General features: G+C 46.1%; 14 protein-coding genes. 7 read left to right on the top strand and 7 right to left on the bottom strand.

The features are described 5' to 3' along the window. Positions 1–87 precede the first annotated feature (87 nt). A complete protein-coding gene (locus tag F3J22_RS02970; protein WP_167014134.1) occupies positions 88–705 on the bottom strand; it encodes an L-threonylcarbamoyladenylate synthase in 618 nt (205 codons plus the stop codon). A 71-nt stretch (positions 706–776) separates the two neighbouring features. Here F3J22_RS02970 and mtgA point away from each other — a divergent pair, with 71 nt between their 5' ends. Then, positions 777–1514: a monofunctional biosynthetic peptidoglycan transglycosylase gene (gene mtgA, locus F3J22_RS02965; protein ID WP_167014132.1), complete on the top strand. Its 738-nt coding sequence runs from the start codon at positions 777–779 to the stop codon at positions 1512–1514. Here mtgA and F3J22_RS02960 read toward each other — a convergent pair. From F3J22_RS02960 to F3J22_RS02945, 4 genes are all read right to left on the bottom strand, one after another. Further along, positions 1511–2032: an AAA family ATPase gene (locus tag F3J22_RS02960; RefSeq protein WP_167014130.1), complete on the bottom strand. Its 522-nt coding sequence runs from the start codon at positions 2030–2032 to the stop codon at positions 1511–1513. The two genes, mtgA and F3J22_RS02960, sit on opposite strands and share 4 nt — an antisense overlap. Then, positions 2029–2655, bottom strand: a complete 627-nt coding sequence (pnuC, locus tag F3J22_RS02955; RefSeq protein WP_167014128.1) for a nicotinamide riboside transporter PnuC — start codon at positions 2653–2655, stop codon at positions 2029–2031. The genes F3J22_RS02960 and pnuC overlap by 4 nt, the downstream gene beginning before the upstream one ends. Before the next feature lie 78 nt (positions 2656–2733). Next, a complete protein-coding gene (locus tag F3J22_RS02950; protein ID WP_167014126.1) occupies positions 2734–4419 on the bottom strand; it encodes a PNGase F N-terminal domain-containing protein in 1686 nt (561 codons plus the stop codon). 102 nt (positions 4420–4521) lie between these two features. After that, positions 4522–5118: a NifU family protein gene (locus F3J22_RS02945; protein ID WP_167014124.1), complete on the bottom strand. Its 597-nt coding sequence runs from the start codon at positions 5116–5118 to the stop codon at positions 4522–4524. Between the two features lie 368 nt (positions 5119–5486). Between F3J22_RS02945 and F3J22_RS02940 the strand changes: the two genes are divergently transcribed. The 4 genes from F3J22_RS02940 to F3J22_RS02925 all read left to right on the top strand — a co-directional run bounded on the left by F3J22_RS02940 (position 5487) and on the right by F3J22_RS02925 (position 10280). Continuing rightward, entirely contained in the window at positions 5487–5939 is a 453-nt protein-coding gene (locus F3J22_RS02940) for a methylglyoxal synthase (protein ID WP_167014122.1), read from the top strand. Between the two features lie 243 nt (positions 5940–6182). Beyond that, on the top strand, positions 6183–8054 hold the full coding sequence (locus F3J22_RS02935; RefSeq protein WP_167014120.1) for a mechanosensitive ion channel family protein: 1872 nt from the start codon (positions 6183–6185) through the stop codon (positions 8052–8054). A gap of 44 nt (positions 8055–8098) precedes the next feature. After that, the gene (locus F3J22_RS02930) at positions 8099–8620 is read left to right on the top strand and encodes a 3'-5' exoribonuclease domain-containing protein (protein WP_167014118.1); all 522 of its coding nucleotides are present in this window, start codon (positions 8099–8101) and stop codon (positions 8618–8620) included. A 118-nt stretch (positions 8621–8738) separates the two neighbouring features. Then, positions 8739–10280, top strand: a complete 1542-nt coding sequence (locus tag F3J22_RS02925) for a glycoside hydrolase family 10 protein (RefSeq protein ID WP_167014116.1) — start codon at positions 8739–8741, stop codon at positions 10278–10280. 18 nt (positions 10281–10298) lie between these two features. Here F3J22_RS02925 and F3J22_RS02920 read toward each other — a convergent pair whose 3' ends face one another. Together F3J22_RS02920 and F3J22_RS02915 are read right to left on the bottom strand one after the other, a co-directional pair. Then, a complete protein-coding gene (locus F3J22_RS02920; RefSeq protein WP_167014114.1) occupies positions 10299–11324 on the bottom strand; it encodes a hypothetical protein in 1026 nt (341 codons plus the stop codon). A 76-nt stretch (positions 11325–11400) separates the two neighbouring features. Then, a complete protein-coding gene (locus F3J22_RS02915) occupies positions 11401–12477 on the bottom strand; it encodes a hypothetical protein (RefSeq protein ID WP_167014112.1) in 1077 nt (358 codons plus the stop codon). A 497-nt stretch (positions 12478–12974) separates the two neighbouring features. Here F3J22_RS02915 and gltB point away from each other — a divergent pair, with 497 nt between their 5' ends. After that, entirely contained in the window at positions 12975–17504 is a 4530-nt protein-coding gene (gltB, locus tag F3J22_RS02910; RefSeq protein WP_167014111.1) for a glutamate synthase large subunit, read from the top strand. A 59-nt stretch (positions 17505–17563) separates the two neighbouring features. Next, entirely contained in the window at positions 17564–19039 is a 1476-nt protein-coding gene (locus F3J22_RS02905; protein ID WP_167014109.1) for a glutamate synthase subunit beta, read from the top strand. Positions 19040–19292 lie beyond the last annotated feature (253 nt).

Here is a 19292-nt window from a genome sequence, read left to right as displayed (position 1 = left end):
ATGCATAGACAAGGCTTTTTTATTGAACTTTTCTTTTATTTGACGAAGTCAACAATAAATATTTGACAACGTCCAGTTTACTTAAAATCAGGTAATTGCATCAAAATCGCCGATCCCTTCACGGATTAACTCAGGTGCCTCTCCTGTGCAATCTATTACGGTAGAAAATGACATCCCACCCGGGCCACCATCTACAACAATATCTACCTGACTACCAAATTTCTCATAAATAACCTCCGGGTCGGTATATTCTTCTACATAAACATCTATCGGAAGCGTAGTACTCATGAGCGGATTACCCAGCTCGTGTACAATACTTCTGCAGATATTATTATCCGGCACCCTGATACCTACGGTATCTTTTTTTGTTTTTAGCAATTTGGGCACCTGTTTACTGGCATTGAGAATAAAAGTAAACGGCCCGGGCAACGCCTTCTTCAGCATCCTGAAAATGGGTGTGTCTACACTTTTTGCATAGTCGGAGAGATGGCTTAAGTCGTAGCAGATAAAAGAAAACTGGGCTTTTTTAGGATCTACCTGTTTGATACGTGCTACCCGTTCGATCGCCTTATGCTGTGTGATATCACAGCCCAGCGCATACACAGTATCCGTAGGGTAGATGATGACTCCGCCGTCTTTCAGACACTCAATGATCATCTTCATATTGCGCGGATTCGGGTTATCCGGATGTACTTGTAAGAGCATACCCAAATTTAACAAAAATGCATGTCAAATTATCTTACTAACTTTCGGCCGATTTTTCTAAACCTACTTGGATGAAGCTTAAAGGAATTGTTCCGAGACTGTGGAGGAGATTAAAGAGAGTACTACTGGTATTGATTATTGCACAATTTGCCTATATCATTTTGCTGAAATGGGTGAACCCGCCTATTACTATCACAGAGATTTCCAGTTGGTTCAGCCTCTGGGGTACCGATAAAAAATTACATAAGAGCTGGGCCAGTTACGACGAGATTTCCCAACATGCCAAGTTAGCGGTAATTGCCAGCGAAGACCAGCTCTTTACGGATCATGATGGTTTCGATTTTAAATCGATAGAAAAAGCCATGAAGCATAATGCTACCAGCAAAAAGATCAGGGGTGCCAGTACCATCAGCCAGCAGGTAGCAAAAAATGTGTTTTTGTGGCAGGGCAGAAGCTGGGTCAGAAAAGGACTGGAAGCATATTTCACCTTTATGATCGAAAAAATCTGGGGTAAAAAGAGGATCCTGGAAGTATACCTCAATGTAGCGCAAACCGGCGATGGAATTTTCGGTTTTGAGTCTGCCGCACAGGCCTATTACAATAAAGATGCGGCCAGCCTTACCCGGGAGGAAGCAGCCATGATAGCCGCGAGTCTGCCAAACCCGGTAAAATACACGGTTAATCCACCTGCAAAATTTACGGTTTACCGTCAGCGCAAGATCATGGTACAGATGCGTAATATCGCGCCTGATCCGGATATTAACGAGCTGGTGACCGGTATTCCTGCGCCCGCAGATAAAAAGAACTAACCATGCAGTAGTTGCTTTACAGCGGCTACTGCGGTGTTTTCCCGGTCGGTATAACTCCCGCGGATATCCACAAAAGGAACACCGGACTGCATCACGATATCTCTGTAAATATTATAAAAATAATCGCGCATCTCCTGGGCAGGGTACTCGCGTTGCGGATCTTCTTCCCAAGGCAGATCAGTCGCCATCAGCAGGTATAAATCGCAATCCTGTTCTGCAATCATCTTCAGAATACGGGCGTCACAATCTCCATATTTATGCTCGCTCCAAACCTTTACCACATAAAGGTCTGTATCACAGATAAGCACTTCATTCGCTTTTGCCGCCTGTTCCTTTTCCAGTTGCAGTTGTCCTTCGGCAATATGTAGCAGGTCTTCCTGGGTATAGGGTCTGTTGAGCTGGTCGATATATTCACGCGCAAATTCAGGCGTCCAGGCCGTATGAAAATAACGGGCGAGGTATTCGCTTAACGTGCTTTTGCCTGTAGATTCAGGCCCGATTACAACTACTTTCTTCATGAATGTGCGCTTTCGTTTGCTTCAACTTCCTTTTTCCAGCTGAAATAGCCAAATACGGCAATGATAAATAAAAACACCGTTAATGCGGCAGTAAGATATAAATGTTTGTAGACCAGTAGCGGGATAGCGACCAGATTGGAAATATTCAGGAAGATCCAGTTTTCCAGCTTACGTTTTGCCAGTAACCACATTCCGGCACAGGCTGTCGCAGAAATGAACCCGTCCATTACCGGCACATTGGAATCGGAGAAATTACGCAGCAAGACATAGAAAACACCCCAGCCAATCAGGGCGATCAATGTGGCAGTAAGCAGCTCTTTACGATTGCTGCGGCTCACTTTCACATGTTCATGTGTTGCACCTTTTCTTCGGGCCCAATAAATCCAGCCGTATACGCTCATGATGAAATAATACGCATTGAGCGTCGCATCTGCATATAATTTAAAATGCTCCCTGGAAAGCAGGTAAACGTAAATACCAGTGCTGATAAGGCCTGTAGGATATACGAGTATATTATTCTGTTTCTGGAAGATGACCGATAAGACCGCGAAAAAAACAGCTATTATCTCTAAGGTGGTCATCGCATGAAAACCATTCATCAGGCCCTGGTAAATCTCATTCATGGGGTTAAAATTAAAACGAAAATGCGGAAGCAGTGGTAAATACCGCTTCCGCATCCCAATTATTTTTAAACTGTTTGTTTATTTCTCTCCAATCAGTATTCCGGAAACATTCCAGAAGCTCTGGCTGGTACCGGCAGGTTTTCCTTGCGGAATAGCCACGCGGAAGGTATGCAGGCCAGGTTTTACATCTGGTAGATTGATAAACACCGGTGTTGTTAAAGTGCCCGGGCACCAGTTACTGCGACTCAGGTCAGAAGAAGACAAGCCATCTCCGAAGTTGCCCGAAGCCGGATTAGAGAAACGGTAGGTAGCACAATCCGTACGCCATGGAATAAAGTGGTATACACGTTGGTTATCCACAAAAATTTCATTCTGCTTAGGATTGAACTCATCACCGCCGCCCCAGCCACCGTGGCCGGTGGTGAGGTAACGCAGCTGCAGGCTTTTCAGGCCTTCAGGGATGTTCACCGTAACGGTCAGGCTATCTTTATCAAACAGGGTAGCGTATTCCTGTCCGGCCATTTCCATGACGTTGGTGGTGTTGAATATTGGCATTACCCACTTGCCTTTGCCGGTGGTATCGGCATCTGCGTCAGCAGGGTAGTATTTAAAGCTGAGACTTACTTTATGCCCGCCTTTATCGTAGTTACCGATGTAAACACCGATCAGCGCTTCCCCTTGCAGGGCGTCCTGCAGTTCGGTGACATCCTGTTTATAGATCACGGAGTCGGCCCAGTGGTAGCCTTTGATTTTCACCTGGTCGTTGAACTGGCGTACGCCGAAAGGCGTGAAAAAGCGCATGATTTCAAGGGTAGGCGTATAATGCGGCGTGGCCACCATTCCCTGGTATTTTTTGCCGTTCCTGTCCTGGAATATCGGCAGCACAGCAGCGCCTTTGGTAAGACCGTCGAGGAAAGTGGTATCGCCGGTAACAGGGATCATAAATACAGAACCGGTGCGGTCGTAGGCGTCGCCATTGGAATATTGTACCAGTTCAGCGAAGAGGGACTGTCCTTTCTTTGGTGCTGGCAGTTTAACGCGTTTTACGATCACGGTGCCGCCGGCAAAGTGGAAGGTTTTGTCCAGCTCCGTGATGGCGGGATTAGGTGTATTATTTCCCCAGGAGATCTGTTCGTTTTGGAAGATGGGGAGCGTAGTATACCTGCTGTCGATCACAGCGCGGGTATAGGCGGCATCATCTACCTGCTGGCCCAGGTTAGCAGGCCACGACAGCTCCTGCGGCGTCACTTTGCGGTATTCAATTTTGCGTGCGATGGTTTCGCTGTTGCCATTACGAACGATGCGGAGCACCAGGCCGAGATCAGGGCCATAGCTGAGGAAGGGCGTGCCTTTCAGCTGTACCGCGTTGGTATACCATACTTCGATGGTATTGGAACGTACGAAGAGTTTGGCTTTTTTACAAGGCAGACCCAGTATGGTGGCAGTATCCGGGAGCAGTTCCGGCTGCGGATGATCCTTAAATGGTTTCTTCAGCGTGTATACATCACCGTTGGACAGGGAAAGTACCTGCAGGGTGCTGTTATCGCTGTAATCGAGGTATTGCTGTTCTTTTTGTGTTTTGCCACCGGGCAGGAGGTGGGCTTTGCCATGGTCGATAACGAGTTTAAGACCTTCGCCAGCGGAAGGTTTACCGTTATTGACATATCCATAGGTAATGACGGCTACAGTACTGTCTGTTTTCTTTTTCTGGGCGGCAGTTGGCAGGGCCGCGGCCAGCATAACACCAGCTAAAATTCCTTTCATTGTTACTTGTGTGTTTAGGACTCCAAATAACAATATTAATTAAAAAAGCACAGTCCTTGCGACTGTGCTTCAATTTAACACTATCATTCACTCAACTATGGCTTATTCTGCTTCTGCCACTACTTCCTTCACTTCAGGGATCATACGCTTCATCATGCCTTCGATACCGGCTTTCAGCGTAATCATTGAAGATGGGCAGCCTGAGCAGGAACCTTGTAACATCAGTTTCACCGTACCGTCGTGATAATCTTTGAACTGGATAGCACCGCCATCCATTTCTACGGCTGGTTTCACGTAGTTTTCCAACAGTTCCTTAATACGTTTTACCACATCGCTGTCATCCGCGCTCACAGTGTTGCTGGCCGTAGCCTTGGTAACAACCACTTCTTCCTCGTTCACAACAGGACGGTTATCCTCCAGGTATTCCTTCAGGAAGGCTTTGATGGTAGGGATAACATCACTCCAGTCTGTTTCACTGGTTTTGGTAAGCGTGATAAAATTAGCCATGATAAACACACCTCTGATGAAAGGGAAACTGAAGAGTTCCACTGCTAAAGGAGATGGTTTTGCGCTGGCTTCATCCGGAAAATCAATGCTTTTACCTGGATACAGGAGTTTGTTGGCTACAAACTTCATTGTTTCCGGGTTAGGTGTCATTTCCGTGTATATGCTGATAATGGGATTTCCTGTTTTAATCATTGTATCCATATTTACCGGGCAAAGGTAACATTTTTAGTGCAGATTCAGGTCTAAAATGGCTATCTATGCCATCGAATTTTACAATATCATTATAGGTAAAACTGATCGGAGACGGCGATTTTACGACGGAATCCGGCCAATGTCGCTGTGGAACCAGACTTCCTGTTACATTCGCTTATTCCGCAATATGAAAATGTTCTGGCAGAAATTCCGTTTCGCGCAAAAAAGGCGGGTATGAATTCCCGAATGGATTAAATGCGGCGGTCAGTTATTTTTTCCGGAGAGAAGATACAGGCAGCTATTTCACATTATATTAACAAAAAACGACATTTATTTATTTGTTTTACTGTGCTACTTTTGTAATAGATATGCAACAGGTAAAAACGCTTAAAGCACGCAAACGCATCGCATTAATTGCGCACGATCATAAGAAAGCCGAATTGATTGAATGGGCAACTTACAACAAGGTTGTTCTGAGTCGCCATGAGTTATATGCTACCGGCACCACCGGTAAGCTGATAGAGCAGGCACTGGATGTATCCGTACGTAAGCTGCTTAGCGGACCACTTGGTGGCGACCAGCAGATAGGAGCGCTGGTAGCAGAAGGCGCCCTGGATGTGATCATCTTCTTCTGGGACCCAATGGAAGCTTTGCCCCACGACCCCGATATTAAAGCACTCCTGCGACTCGGCGTTGTTTGGAATATTCCAATCGCCAACAACAGATCCACCGCAGATTTCCTGCTGACATCACCATTGATGCACGAGGATTATGAAGTGATTTTACCAGACTACGCACAGTACCTGGGCAGGAAAGTATAATAGTTCCCTTTTTCTGATTCTTATCAATGCTGCCTGAAACCAGGGAGTTTACAGGAAATTTCTGCAAAAAAAATATTGCGGGAAGGGGAGAAGTGTGTGCCGGAGGTTTTGATTTTCAATTCACAATTCATGATTCATAAATCGTGAATTTAATAATATATTCTTCCTCACAACTCACTGATTTTTATTACGAAGCCATTTCTCCCTGAAGAATTTTCCGTATTTTAAGATAAAGCTTCGGGAATGAGAATCTTATGCGCCGTTATTATAACGTGTATACTGTGCTCTTTCAGACAAAACGCCCAGGCACAGGCAGACAGTGTAAAAGCCAGAAATCAGGCTGCAGCCGACACCCAACTGGTCATCACAACGGCCTGGCTGCGGGAAACCGACTCCATTATCAAAGCTGATTCCACGGAGAAACAGACCATGCTCAACCAGCTTGAGTCGCTCAAATCCTCCAATGATCTCAAAAAACAAAAAGAATTACAGGAAAAACTGGCCGTCTTTCAGCAGGCCGATTCCCTGAAAAAGCAACAGCAGCTACAGCGCATACAGCGCCTGCGCGCCACGCAAAAAGGTATTCCGGTTGTCCCGTTCCAAGATACGCTCTACTACGTCTACAATAAACTCGGCCCCTTATTACCCAGCGAAAGAGCCGCCAATACCGAACGTAAAATCCGGCAACTGGCCGATGATCCCATGTTCAGTAAAGATTCTATTCTGGCTATCAATAATGAAAATAATATAGATATTGTTTATGGAGAGATTATCCTTTCCACCATCACCAATGATGATGCACTGTGGATGGACAAAGACAAACCGGCACTGGCACAAGCCCGTATACAAGCCATTGCCGCCTCCATAGAAAAGTACCAGGAAGAAAACAGCTGGAAAAGCCTGCTCATAAGAATCGGACTACTCATCGCTATACTGCTGGTTTTCGCCGGACTGGTATATCTTATTAACCGCGTATTTCGTCGCATACGGAAACGCATAAACGAAAAAAAAGAACGCTACTTCAAAGGGCTGAAAGTACAGGGCTACGCCATCCTGAACCCAGAGAAACAGCTGAACGTCGCCTACAGCGCACTTCGTATAGTCCGCATCGTTATCGTGCTGCTGATGTTCTATCTCACGCTTCCCATTATCTTCAGCATCTTCCCCTGGACAAAAGGTATCGCCAATAGCCTCATACAATGGACACTCGCGCCCGTCAGATCTATTTTGAACAGCGTGCTTCATTATCTGCCTAAATTATTGACTATAATTGTAATATACATAGTAACAAGGTATATAGTAAAAGGGGTGGACTACCTCGCCAAAGAAATAGCTATCGGCAATTTTGTGATCAAAGGGTTTTATGCCGACTGGGCAAGACCTACCGCCAGTGGCATAAAATTTCTGCTGTACGCATTCATGTTTGTGATCATCTTTCCCTATCTGCCAGGAGCAGATTCTAAAATATTTCAGGGGGTTTCTGTATTCCTGGGTATCCTGTTTTCTCTTGGATCATCTTCTGCCATATCCAATATCATTGCGGGTTTTGTAATTACGTATATGCGTCCGTTTAAGATAGGAGATAAGATCAAAATAGGGGAGATAACCGGCGTGGTCATAGAAAAATCGTTATTGGTAACAAGACTCAGGACGATTACAAATGAAGAGATCACCGTTCCAAACGCCAGTATACTCAATGGACATACGATCAATTATTCCTCTGCCAGCAAAGATCTTGGTCTGATACTGCACACCAGCGTGACTATTGGTTATGACGCCCCCTGGAAAACCGTACATGAACTGCTGATCAACGCAGCCCTCGCCACTGAACATATCTCTAAAGACAAGCCCCCATTTGTTTTACAGACAGCGCTGGGCGATTTTGCCGTTACCTACGAAATCAACGCCTACACAGATCAGGTCAAACTCATGCCTGAAATATATTCTGAGCTTCACCAAAACATTCAGGATAAATTTAACGAAGCAGGCGTGGAGATCATGTCGCCCAACTATTTTGCACACCGAAACGGCGCCTCCTCCACGATTCCAGCCGAATATCAAAACAAGCAAAAACCAGATGATACCTTTAAGGTGTCTGTAGAAAAAGGAGAATAGTTATATCTTTGCGGCTGATTTGTTAAACCCAAATATTTATTTTTATGCCTTACATTATGGTCGATATCGAGGCCGATGGCCCGATTCCCGGCGATTATTCCATGATTAGCTTTGGAGCTGTTGTTGTAGAAGAATCTCTCAGCGAAACTTTTTACGGACAACTGAAACCTATTTCTTCCCAATTTATTCCCGAAGCACTCGCCGTTTCCGGCTTTTCCAGGGAAGAAACTTTAACATTCGAAGACCCTGCCAGGGTAATGCAAAATTTCAGCACATGGCTGAAAAAACAAGCCCACAAAGGCCAGCCAAGGTTTATCAGCGATAATAACGGTTTCGACTGGATGTTCATTTGCTGGTACCTGCATCATTTTACCGGCGCCAATCCATTTGGCCACAGCAGCCAGAACCTCGGCAGTTTGTACAAAGGACTGGTCAATGATGCATCCAAAAACTTCAAACACCTCCGCGTACGCAAGCATACCCATCACCCCGTTGATGACGCTATCGGGAATGCGGAAGCACTGCTCACCATGAAAAAAGAATTAAAGTTCAACATAAAATTGTAAACAGTATATAGTAAACAGAACAACATCTCCGTTATACGTGTAGACTAGTAATCAAATAATTAGGGTCTCTCACAATGGGTTTTCCTATTTTCGCAGTATACGTATTTAAACAAGGCAGATGTTGAAGCAATTATTAGCTGGTGCGATCTTACTGATGGGCATTATGCAGCAGGCCTGGGCGCAATTACCGCCCAAAAGGGAAATGAGAGCCGTTTGGGTAGCCACGGTCGAAAACATCGACTGGCCGTCCAGGAGAGGCCTGAGTTCGGACCAGCAGAAGCAGGAATTTATTACGCTGCTGGACCAGATGCAGCGAAACGGTATGAATGCAGTGGTTGTTCAGATAAGACCTGCCGCTGACGCATTCTACCCTTCGCAGTATGAACCATGGTCCGAATACCTCACCGGACAGCAGGGCAAACCGCCTTTTCCGTATTATGATCCGCTACAGTTCATGATAGAGGAAACGCATAAGCGCGGGATGGAATTTCATGCCTGGTTCAATCCTTATCGTGCAGTCTTTAGCGTTAGTCGCAGCACCATTGCCGCGGATCATATCACACGTCTGAAGCCACAATGGTTCGTAACCTACGATGGCAAGAAATATTTTGACCCTGGCGTACCGGAAGTGCGCGACTATGTTACTTCTATCATCAAAGACGTGGTAAAACGCTATGATGTGGATGCCATTCACTTCGACGATTACTTCTATCCATATCGTGTTCCGGGAAAAGAGTTCCCTGACAACACTTCCTATCGCCTTTATGGCGGCAACATGATGAAAGACGACTGGCGCAGGGCCAATGTGGACGCTATCATCGAAAAGCTGAGCAAAGCCATCAAAGCAGAAAAGCCTTACGTAAAGTTTGGTATCAGTCCTTTTGGTGTATGGCGCAATCGCGACCGCGATCCCGAAGGTTCGTATACCCGTGGAGGCATGTCGAACTACGACGACCTGTATGCAGACGTGGTGAAATGGCTGAAGAAGGGATGGATAGATTATGTAACGCCGCAACTGTATTGGGAGAGAGGGCACAGGCTGGTTGACTACGAGATTTTGCTGAACTGGTGGAGTCAGCATGGTTATGGCCGCCAGGTGTATATTGGGCATGGCGTATACAAAATCAACAGCAATGCCATCTGGAAGAATCCGAATGAGATCCCTTCCCAGATTGAAGAAGCGCGTACCCTCAATACTGTACAAGGCAGCTTCTTCTATAGTGCGAAATCTTTTGCCGGCAATCCGCTGGGCCTGGAAGACACATTACGCTATCATCTTTATAAATACCCGGCCTTACGTCCAACGATGGACTGGTTGCCTAATATGGCTCCTGAGTCGCCTTATTTCGATGACGCCTTCGAGCGTCCCGGCTACCTGGAAATCCATTGGTCTGACGGTGATACCACCGGCCATACCAAACAATATGTATTATATAGATTTGAACAGAACGAGAGCATCAACCTGACTGATCCGACCAAGATCTTAGCCATACTGCCACAGACCTCCGATCCGGAGTATAAAGACCGCAGCTATGTAAAAGGGAAGGATTACACTTATGTGCTTACGGCGCTCGACAGATTACAGAATGAGAGTCTGGCCAGTGAGCCACTACGTATACGCCTGAACGGAAATAAGGTGGACATCTTCTTTGAACAATAACCGGACAACCGGTGCATACTAAAAGATGTATGCACCGGTTTCCATATCGATAGCCGTTGCCTCTGGCTGTATAAACAAAGAGGGATAGGCATCTGCCGGAAGAATCAATGTTGACCCTTTTCCAGCGGCCAACGCCCCCAGGATTCCGCCCCCAAACGCAACAGCCGTATTTAGTCGCTGCGCATTACCGATGTAGGAAGAAATTATATAGCCGTATTGATATTTTTCCAGCGCAATCAATCCTCTCACGTCGTATTTATACACCACCCCACCTTTTACCACAGCCCAGTAGTCGATTGTCTTGCCTGTGGAGTCTTTCACCAGCGTTTTCCGTTTTACTTTTTCAACAGTAAAACTGGTGATAGCAGGTGTATTATTTTTCAGATCATTGTACTGTAGATATACACCGTCTTTCATTTTTTCGGTGAGAATAGGCAAGGCTCGCTTTTGCTGGTATTGCCCCATAATTTGCTCGTGCGTAAACATGCCTCCATTACTTGCAAAAGCAGAGTCCAGTTTATCCATGCTTAATTGCATCAGTTTATCCATTGCAGACGCAATATGATTTTTATGCTTATGCGTAACATCCATACCTGCGCTTCTGGTAACAATATCGTAGGTAAATACAGGCAGATAGCTGATTCCATCTTTTGTTACAAACGAGGTGCCTTTGAACCTGAAGAAGCCGTCTTCGTTCATAGGGTTAGTCTTTTCACCCACGCGGAGTGCTTCAATTACCCATAACATACGCAGGCCTTCGTTTTTAAACAGATGACCAAATGCTGATTGGGTATAGTCCTGTAGATAGCTGGTGACAGGTTTATCCGGCACCGCAACAGCGCGATCGTTCAGAAGGCCTACCTGAGCAAAGCCAAGATGAAGGCTATCCCATAAAAACTGCGTTACTTCTATCCCGGCAACAGGGTATTTTGGATTTAGTTTAATGTCTTTTTTAGTGTCACTCAGCGTGATTTTTCGCGATAAAACGGTATCCACTGTTTGCGCCATTGCAACTTTTGCAACTAATACCAGTGCAATAACCATTAAGGTTTTAAAATTCTTCTTTCCGGGCATAGATAGCTAAATCGATCGTATTAAAACGTGTAAAAGTAGTTTTGTGTTAAAAAATTAATGCACCGGTTTCCATATCGATAGCTGTGCCGGCTGGCTGCGGATTCAGATCCGGAAATGCGTCAGCAACTATCAGTTGCACCGTCCCGGCCACTACAGCGCTCGCTGCACCTCCGCCGAAAGCAGACCATATGATTGCCGAATTTCTTTTCTTCGCATTGTCCAGGTATTTGGTAAGAATGTAACCATCCTGGTTTTTAGAGAGCGGCATTACGGTGTAGCCCACATTTTTGAATACGACCCCAGCTTTTACTGCACCCCAGCATTCAATATGGTTACCGCTTTTATCAGCTACAAAAACTTTGCGTTTTTCTTTTTTAAATTCAAAATCTGTTGCTGTTGGCTGGTTATTTTTAAAATCAGCAAAGGTGAGATATACACCTTCTTTGAGGGAGTCTTTCAGTGCCGGTACATTGCGTTTGGCCTCATAAATAGCGAGGATACCCTGACGGGAAAGGGCAGGAGACGAAGAGGATGCCAGGTTGCCGAGTCCGGCTACAGATGCATCTACCAGTTCTTGTATTGCATTGGCAATATTGGACTTATGCTTATGCGTAACATCCATGCCACCGTTTGATTTAACGATATTCACAGTGGCCAGTTCCTTATAATTTTCTCCATCAGCGGAACCGTAGGTAGTGCCTTTAAAGTGGATATAAGCCTTTTCACTCATGGCACCTGTTTTTTCCGCGATGCGCAATGCTTCTACCACCATCAGTACCTGTATGCCGCCGGGCTGGTATAAGTGACCGTAGGCGTTATTCACATGTGTCTGCATCCAGCTGGTAGCATCCAATTCAGGAATGGCCACTACCATACTGTTCATCATTCCTTTCTGCGCATAACCGATGTGGGTGCTATCCCACAGGTACTGCACCACTTGTATTTTCCCCAATGGCTGACCGGAAACAGACTGTAAATTTCTTTTGCTTTCACTTAGGCTGATCCTGACCGTTTTTACTTCTTTAACGGCGGCGGTATCCTGTGCATAGGTTGCGTCCTGTGCTGCAGCGGCTATTGCCATGGTTGATAACAGGAGCGTGACAGAAAGGAATTTGATTGACATAGCATGTAGATATAGGTTACTAATTACTGTTGGCTTCGGTTCAAAGGTATAGGTTCCGAAGTCATTGCAAAACATTTTGGGAAGATTTTCCGGTAGACACAGGGAGCAAGTAACATACATATATTATTATCCTCTCATTATTATATTTTTTAACATAACTAGATAATTTTAACGGTGGAAAGCCGCCACTGTATGATATTTTAATAGATTCAGGTACAATTTTCCCATTAACGGGTACCGGGTAATTTTCTATTTGCGGGAAGTCACTGTCAGCGCAATGTCCGGGGGATACCCTCGCACCCATCTTTTTTCAAAAAATTCAAATCATTTCAAAGAATTTTTCAATTTTTCTAAATTTTAGGACTATAACAAAAGTTTGTATAAAAAAAGTCGCATTCCTTTAGTATCTTTAAACCGTTCCCGAAACATATCGTACACCATCACCCAACGGCGCAAGTCACATGGGGAAAGTGTGCCTAAGAATAAAATCTAAATCAATGGATGAAGTGAAGCAAACGCAAGGTTTATACCGTCCTGAATTTGAACATGATGCCTGCGGAACAGGTTTTACCGCCCATATTAAGGGGCGTAAATCCCACCATATTATTAGTGATGCGCTTACCATGTTAGAGAACATGGAACACCGCGGAGCCTGCGGCTGTGAGCAAAACACTGGTGATGGTGCAGGAATCCTGTTTCAGCTGCCACATGAGTTTTTGTATGACGAGTGTCTGAAGCTGGGCATTCGTTTACCGGAATTTGGTAAATACGGTGTAGGGATGATTTTCTTCCCTAAAGAACCTCGTTGGCGCGAAGAGTGCCGTGAAATCCTGGAACGCAGCGCGGAAAAGCTGGGCCTGGAAATTCTTGGCTACCGCAAGGTGCCTGTGCGCCCCGATGGTATCGGTGAAAGCGCCCTCTCTGTAGAACCTGAAATCGAACAGGTATTTATCGCCTGTCCTTTTAATATTAGTGATGTAGAGACATTCGAACGTAAGCTCTACGTACTCCGCAACTACGTATCTAAAACAGTACGTAACACCGTTCCTAAAGAAAAGGCGCTGTTCTACGTTGCTTCACTCTCTACTAAAACCATCGTTTATAAAGGTCAGCTGACTACCTACCAGGTACGTCATTATTACCCGGACCTTTCCGACGAGAAAATGGTGTCAGCATTTGCGCTGATCCATAGCCGTTTTGCAACCAATACCTTCCCTAGCTGGCGCCTGGCGCACCCTTACAGGTATATCGCACACAACGGTGAAATCAATACTTTAAAAGGTAACCTCAACTGGCTCCGTGCCGGCGAAAGAGATTTCGTTTCCAAATATTTCAGTGCTGAAGAAATGGAAATGCTGCTTCCTATCGTGGAAGAAGGCCAGTCCGACTCTGCCAGCCTCGACAACGTAATTGAACTGCTGACTTTATCCGGCCGTTCCCTCCCTCATGTAATGATGATGCTGGTTCCGGAAGCATGGGACGGCAATGAGGATATGGACCCGGTTAAAAAGGCATTCTACGAATACCATGCTTCCCTGATGGAGCCATGGGATGGTCCTGCTTCTATCTCTTTCACAGATGGTAAGATCATCGGTGCTACGCTGGACCGTAACGGTCTTCGCCCAAGCCGCTTCGTAGTTACCAAAGACGACCGCGTAATCATGGCTTCTGAAGCAGGTGTATTACCGATCGATCCTAAAAATGTTAAAGAAAAAGGCCGCCTGCAACCTGGTAAAATGTTTATCGTAGACATGGAGCAGGGCCGTATCATTGGTGATGAAGAGCTGAAACAACAGATCTGCTCTCAGCAACCATATGGCGAGTGGCTGAATAAATATAAAATCCGCCTGGAAGAACTGCCTGAACCTCGTGTAACTTTTACTCACCTGGAACATGAGCAGATCTTTAAATACCAACGTGCTTTCGGATATACTACAGAAGACCTGAACACTATCATTGCGCCAATGGCCATCGATGGTAAGGAACCTATCGGTTCTATGGGTACAGATGCGCCACTGGCTGTATTAAGCAACCAGCCGCAACATCTCTGTAACTACTTCAAGCAGTTGTTTGCCCAGGTTACCAACCCGCCAATCGACCCTATCAGAGAGAAACTGGTGATGTCCCTGGCCACTTTCGTTGGTAACAATGGTAACCTGCTGGATGAAGATCCACTGCACTGCCACGGCTTAGCACTGAATCACCCGATTCTTAATAACTACGAACTGGAGAAAATCCGCAGTATTGATACCGGTCTGTTCCAGGCTAAAACCCTGCATACCTATTTCAAGGCGGATGGTAAACCTGGTTCTATTGAGAAAGGTCTGGCGAGATTATGCCGCTATGCGGTAGATGCGGTGGAAGATGGCTTTGAGGTAATCATTCTGTCTGACCGTGCGATCGACTCAGAGCATGCGGCTATTCCTTCTATCCTGGCTGCATCTGCCGTTCACCACCATCTGATCAGAAAAGGTTATCGTGGTCAGGTAGGACTGATCGTAGAAGCCGGTGATATCTGGGAAGTACATCACTTTGCTTGTCTCCTGGGCTTCGGCGTTACCGCTATCAACCCTTACCTGGCACTCAGCACCATCCGCGATATGAAGCTGAATGGCAAGCTGGATACCGATCAGGATGCAGACAAACTGAAGAAAAACTACATCAAAGCCGTATGTGAAGGCTTGCTGAAAGTATTCTCCAAAATGGGTATCTCTACCCTGCAATCTTACCAGGGTGCACAAATATTTGAGATCCTCGGTATCAACCAATCCGTGGTTGATAAATATTTCACTGGTGCTGTTTCCCGCATCCAGGGCTTAACTACAGATGATATTGCCCGTGAAACACTGGCAAAACACTGGGTAGGTTATGGCCGTAAGGAAACACCGGTACAACGCCTCACAGAAGGTGGTGTATACCAGTGGAAACGTAAAGGTGAATTCCATCTTTTCAATCCTAATACGATACACCTGCTGCAATATTCCACTCGTATGGGAGATTACAGCGTGTTTAAAAAATACTCTAAAGCTGTCAACGATCAGGCGGAGAAAGCATGTACCCTGCGTAGCATGTTCTCTTTCAAGCGTACCCGTCCTTCTATTTCTATTGATGAAGTAGAGCCGGCAAACGTGATCCTGAAACGTTTTGCAACAGGTGCGATGAGCTTCGGTTCCATCTCACATGAGGCACACTCCACACTGGCTATTGCCATGAACCGCATAGGTGCTAAAAGCAATACCGGTGAAGGGGGAGAAGATGAAATCCGCTACGAGCAGCTGCCAAACGGCGACTCTATGCGTTCTTCCATCAAACAGGTAGCCAGCGCACGTTTTGGTGTAACCAGTGAATATCTTACCAATGCAGATGAACTGCAGATTAAGATGGCACAAGGTGCGAAACCAGGCGAAGGTGGCCAGTTACCTGGTCATAAAGTAGATGAATGGATCGCGAAAGTAAGACACTCTACACCTGGTGTAGGTCTGATTTCTCCGCCTCCACACCACGATATCTATTCTATCGAGGATCTGGCACAGCTGATCTTTGACCTGAAAAATGCTAACCGCGCTGCACGTATCAGTGTGAAACTGGTATCTAAAGCCGGTGTAGGAACTATCGCTGCCGGCGTAGCCAAAGCACATGCCGATGTAGTACTGGTTTCAGGCTTCGATGGTGGTACCGGTGCATCTCCTATCAGTTCTATCAAACATGCGGGTCTGCCTTGGGAACTCGGCCTGGCTGAATCTCACCAGACACTCGTAAAAAATAAACTCCGCAGCCGTGTTGTTCTCCAGACAGACGGTCAGCTGAAAACAGGTCGTGATATCGCTATCGCTACGCTGTTAGGTGCGGAAGAATGGGGCGTTGCTACTGCTGCACTGGTAGTAGAAGGTTGTATCATGATGCGTAAATGCCATGTGAATACCTGCCCGGTAGGTGTGGCCACTCAGGATCCTGAGCTGCGCAAACGCTTCACCGGCGATGCACAACACGTAGTAAACCTCTTCCACTACCTGGTAGAAGAAATGCGTGAAATCATGGCTGATCTTGGATTCCGTACCGTTAATGAAATGGTGGGCCAGGTAGATAGTCTGCAAATGCGTGAAGATATCAGCAACTGGAAAACACAGAAACTGGATCTTTCTCCAATCTTATTCAAAGAACCGGCAGCTCCTGAAACCGGCCTGTACAAACAGGAAGAGCAGGACCACGGTCTGAGAGAAGTACTGGACTGGCAGCTGCTGAAAGCAGCACAGCCTGCACTGGAAAAGAAACTCAGGGTTTATCAACAATTCCCTGTTAAAAATACTGACCGTACAATCGGTACTATTTTATCAAACGAAATCACTAAACGCTACAAGAGCGAAGGCTTACCGGAGGACACCCTCCACTTCAAATTCCTTGGTTCAGCAGGTCAAAGCTTTGGCGCATTTTCTACCAAAGGTTTGACCCTGGAACTGGAAGGGGAAGCAAACGACTACTTCGGTAAAGGCTTGTCTGGTTCAAAACTGATCCTCTATCCGGCAGGAGAAGCAGGCTTCAAGGCAGAAGAAAACATCATTGCGGGCAACGTTTGCTTCTATGGTGCTACTTCCGGAGAGGCTTATATCCGCGGTAAAGCAGGCGAACGCTTCTGCGTACGTAACTCAGGAGCTACCATCGTAGCGGAAGGCGTAGGAGATCACGGATGTGAATATATGACTGGTGGCCGTGCTGTTATCCTCGGTGAAACAGGACGCAACTTCGGCGCAGGTATGAGTGGTGGTATCGCTTATGTATATGATGTTAAAGGCAACTTCGCCAATCATTGCAACCGCGATATGATCGACCTGGACCCACTGGACCAGGAAGATGTAACCGCCCTCCAGGACCTGATTACCAAACACCACGCCTATACGAATAGTACCGTGGCCAAGTTTATACTGAAAGACTGGGAAAACCAGCTGCGTCACTTTGTTAAAGTATTCCCTAAAGAATACAAGGCTGTGTTGAAATCAGGGAAAGCAGTAAGCCAGAAAGTAGGTAAATAGTAACAATTAACATTCATCATCAAAATATCCCTTGCTGAAGGGACTTGTGGAGGAAAATTATGGGTAAGCCTACAGGATTCCTGGAATTTACACGCGAGATGCCGGGGAAAACAGATCCACGGGAAAGGACAAAAAACTACAACGAGTTTGTAGAGCGCTACGCCGATAATAAATTAAATCAGCAGGCCGCCCGCTGCATGAACTGCGGTGTGCCTTTCTGCCACAGCGGATGCCCGCTGGGTAACGTTATTCCTGAGTTCAATGATGCCGTATATCATCAGGACTGGAAAGAAGCATACGATATCTTATCATCTACCAATAACTTCCCGGAATTTACCGGCCGTATCTGCCCGGCGCCTTGCGAAAGCGCCTGTGTACTGGGTATCAATCAGCCTCCGGTAGCTATTGAAGAGATAGAAAAACATATTATTGAAATCGCTTTCGATAAAGGACACGTACAGGCAAAAACGCCTCGCGTACGTACAGGCAAGAAAGTTGCAGTAGTTGGCTCAGGTCCTGCCGGACTTGCAGCTGCAGCTCAACTGAATTATGCCGGTCATCAGGTTACTGTTTTCGAAAGAGATGATGCCCCGGGAGGCTTGCTGCGCTACGGTATTCCAGACTTTAAGCTGGAGAAATGGGTGATAGAACGCCGTGTGAAACTGATGGAAGAAGAAGGGGTAACTTTCCAGTGTAATACCAACATCGGTGTGGATATTCCTGCCAACGATCTGTTGAGAGAATTCAACGCTGTGGTGCTTGCAGGTGGTTCAACCATTCCACGCGATCTCACCATCCCTGGCCGCGAGCTGAAAGGAGTACATTATGCCATGGACTTCCTCAAACAACAGAACAAACGCGTTGGCGAAAGACCAGTAGACGGACAGGATATCTGGGCTACCGGCAAAAATGTAGTGGTGATTGGTGGTGGAGATACCGGTTCCGACTGTGTGGGCACCAGCAACCGTCATGGTGCAGTGAGCATTACACAACTCGAATTATTACCGAAACCTCCGGGCGAACGTACTGATTATATGCCTTGGCCTACCTTCCCGATGGTCCTCAAAACATCTTCCTCTCATGATGAAGGTGCCGACCGTCAGTGGGCTATCGCTACCAAAGAATTCATCGGTGATGAAAACGGCCATCTGAAAGCACTCCGCATCGTAGACCTCCAATGGTCGCTGAGTCATGATGGCCGCCCGGCGAAATTCACTGAAGTTCCAGGCTCAGAAAGAGACATTCCTTGCGAACTGGCTCTCCTGGCAATGGGCTTCGTTCATCCGCAACACACCGGCATGCTCGATCAGCTGGAAGTGGAAAAAGATGAAAGAGGTAACGTAAGGGCTACCGAAAAGAATTACCTGACATCCATACCTAAAGTGTTCACCGCCGGTGATATGCGTCGCGGTCAGTCACTGGTAGTATGGGCAATTAGCGAAGGTCGCGAGTGTGCAAGAAAAGTGGATGAATTCCTGATGGGTACCTCCCAGCTGGAAAGTAAAGACCATTCGTTACAAGCTATGGCTTTGTAACAAGCTGTTTAAATAACAGCCTGTCTTAAAATACTGACAGCCTAACCGCTGTTCAACTTTTCTCATAAGCAGGTTTAGATTTTGTTGTAACCTTCAGTCGGGCCGGGTCTTTACCCGGCCTTTTCTTTTATAGCAAACCCTGCCATTTCTCCCAAAAACATCTCTTATAGACAGAATTAATTTTTATAGAGAAGAAAACCGGCCATTCAGCTATTTCTCCCCAATTGAGCCCTTCGGGCAGATATATTTGTAA

The organism is Chitinophaga sp. Cy-1792 (assembly GCF_011752935.1).
Taxonomy (GTDB): domain Bacteria; phylum Bacteroidota; class Bacteroidia; order Chitinophagales; family Chitinophagaceae; genus Chitinophaga.
The sequence above is the reverse complement of the archived record's forward strand: the minus strand, read 5'-3'. Positions and strand labels throughout refer to the sequence as shown.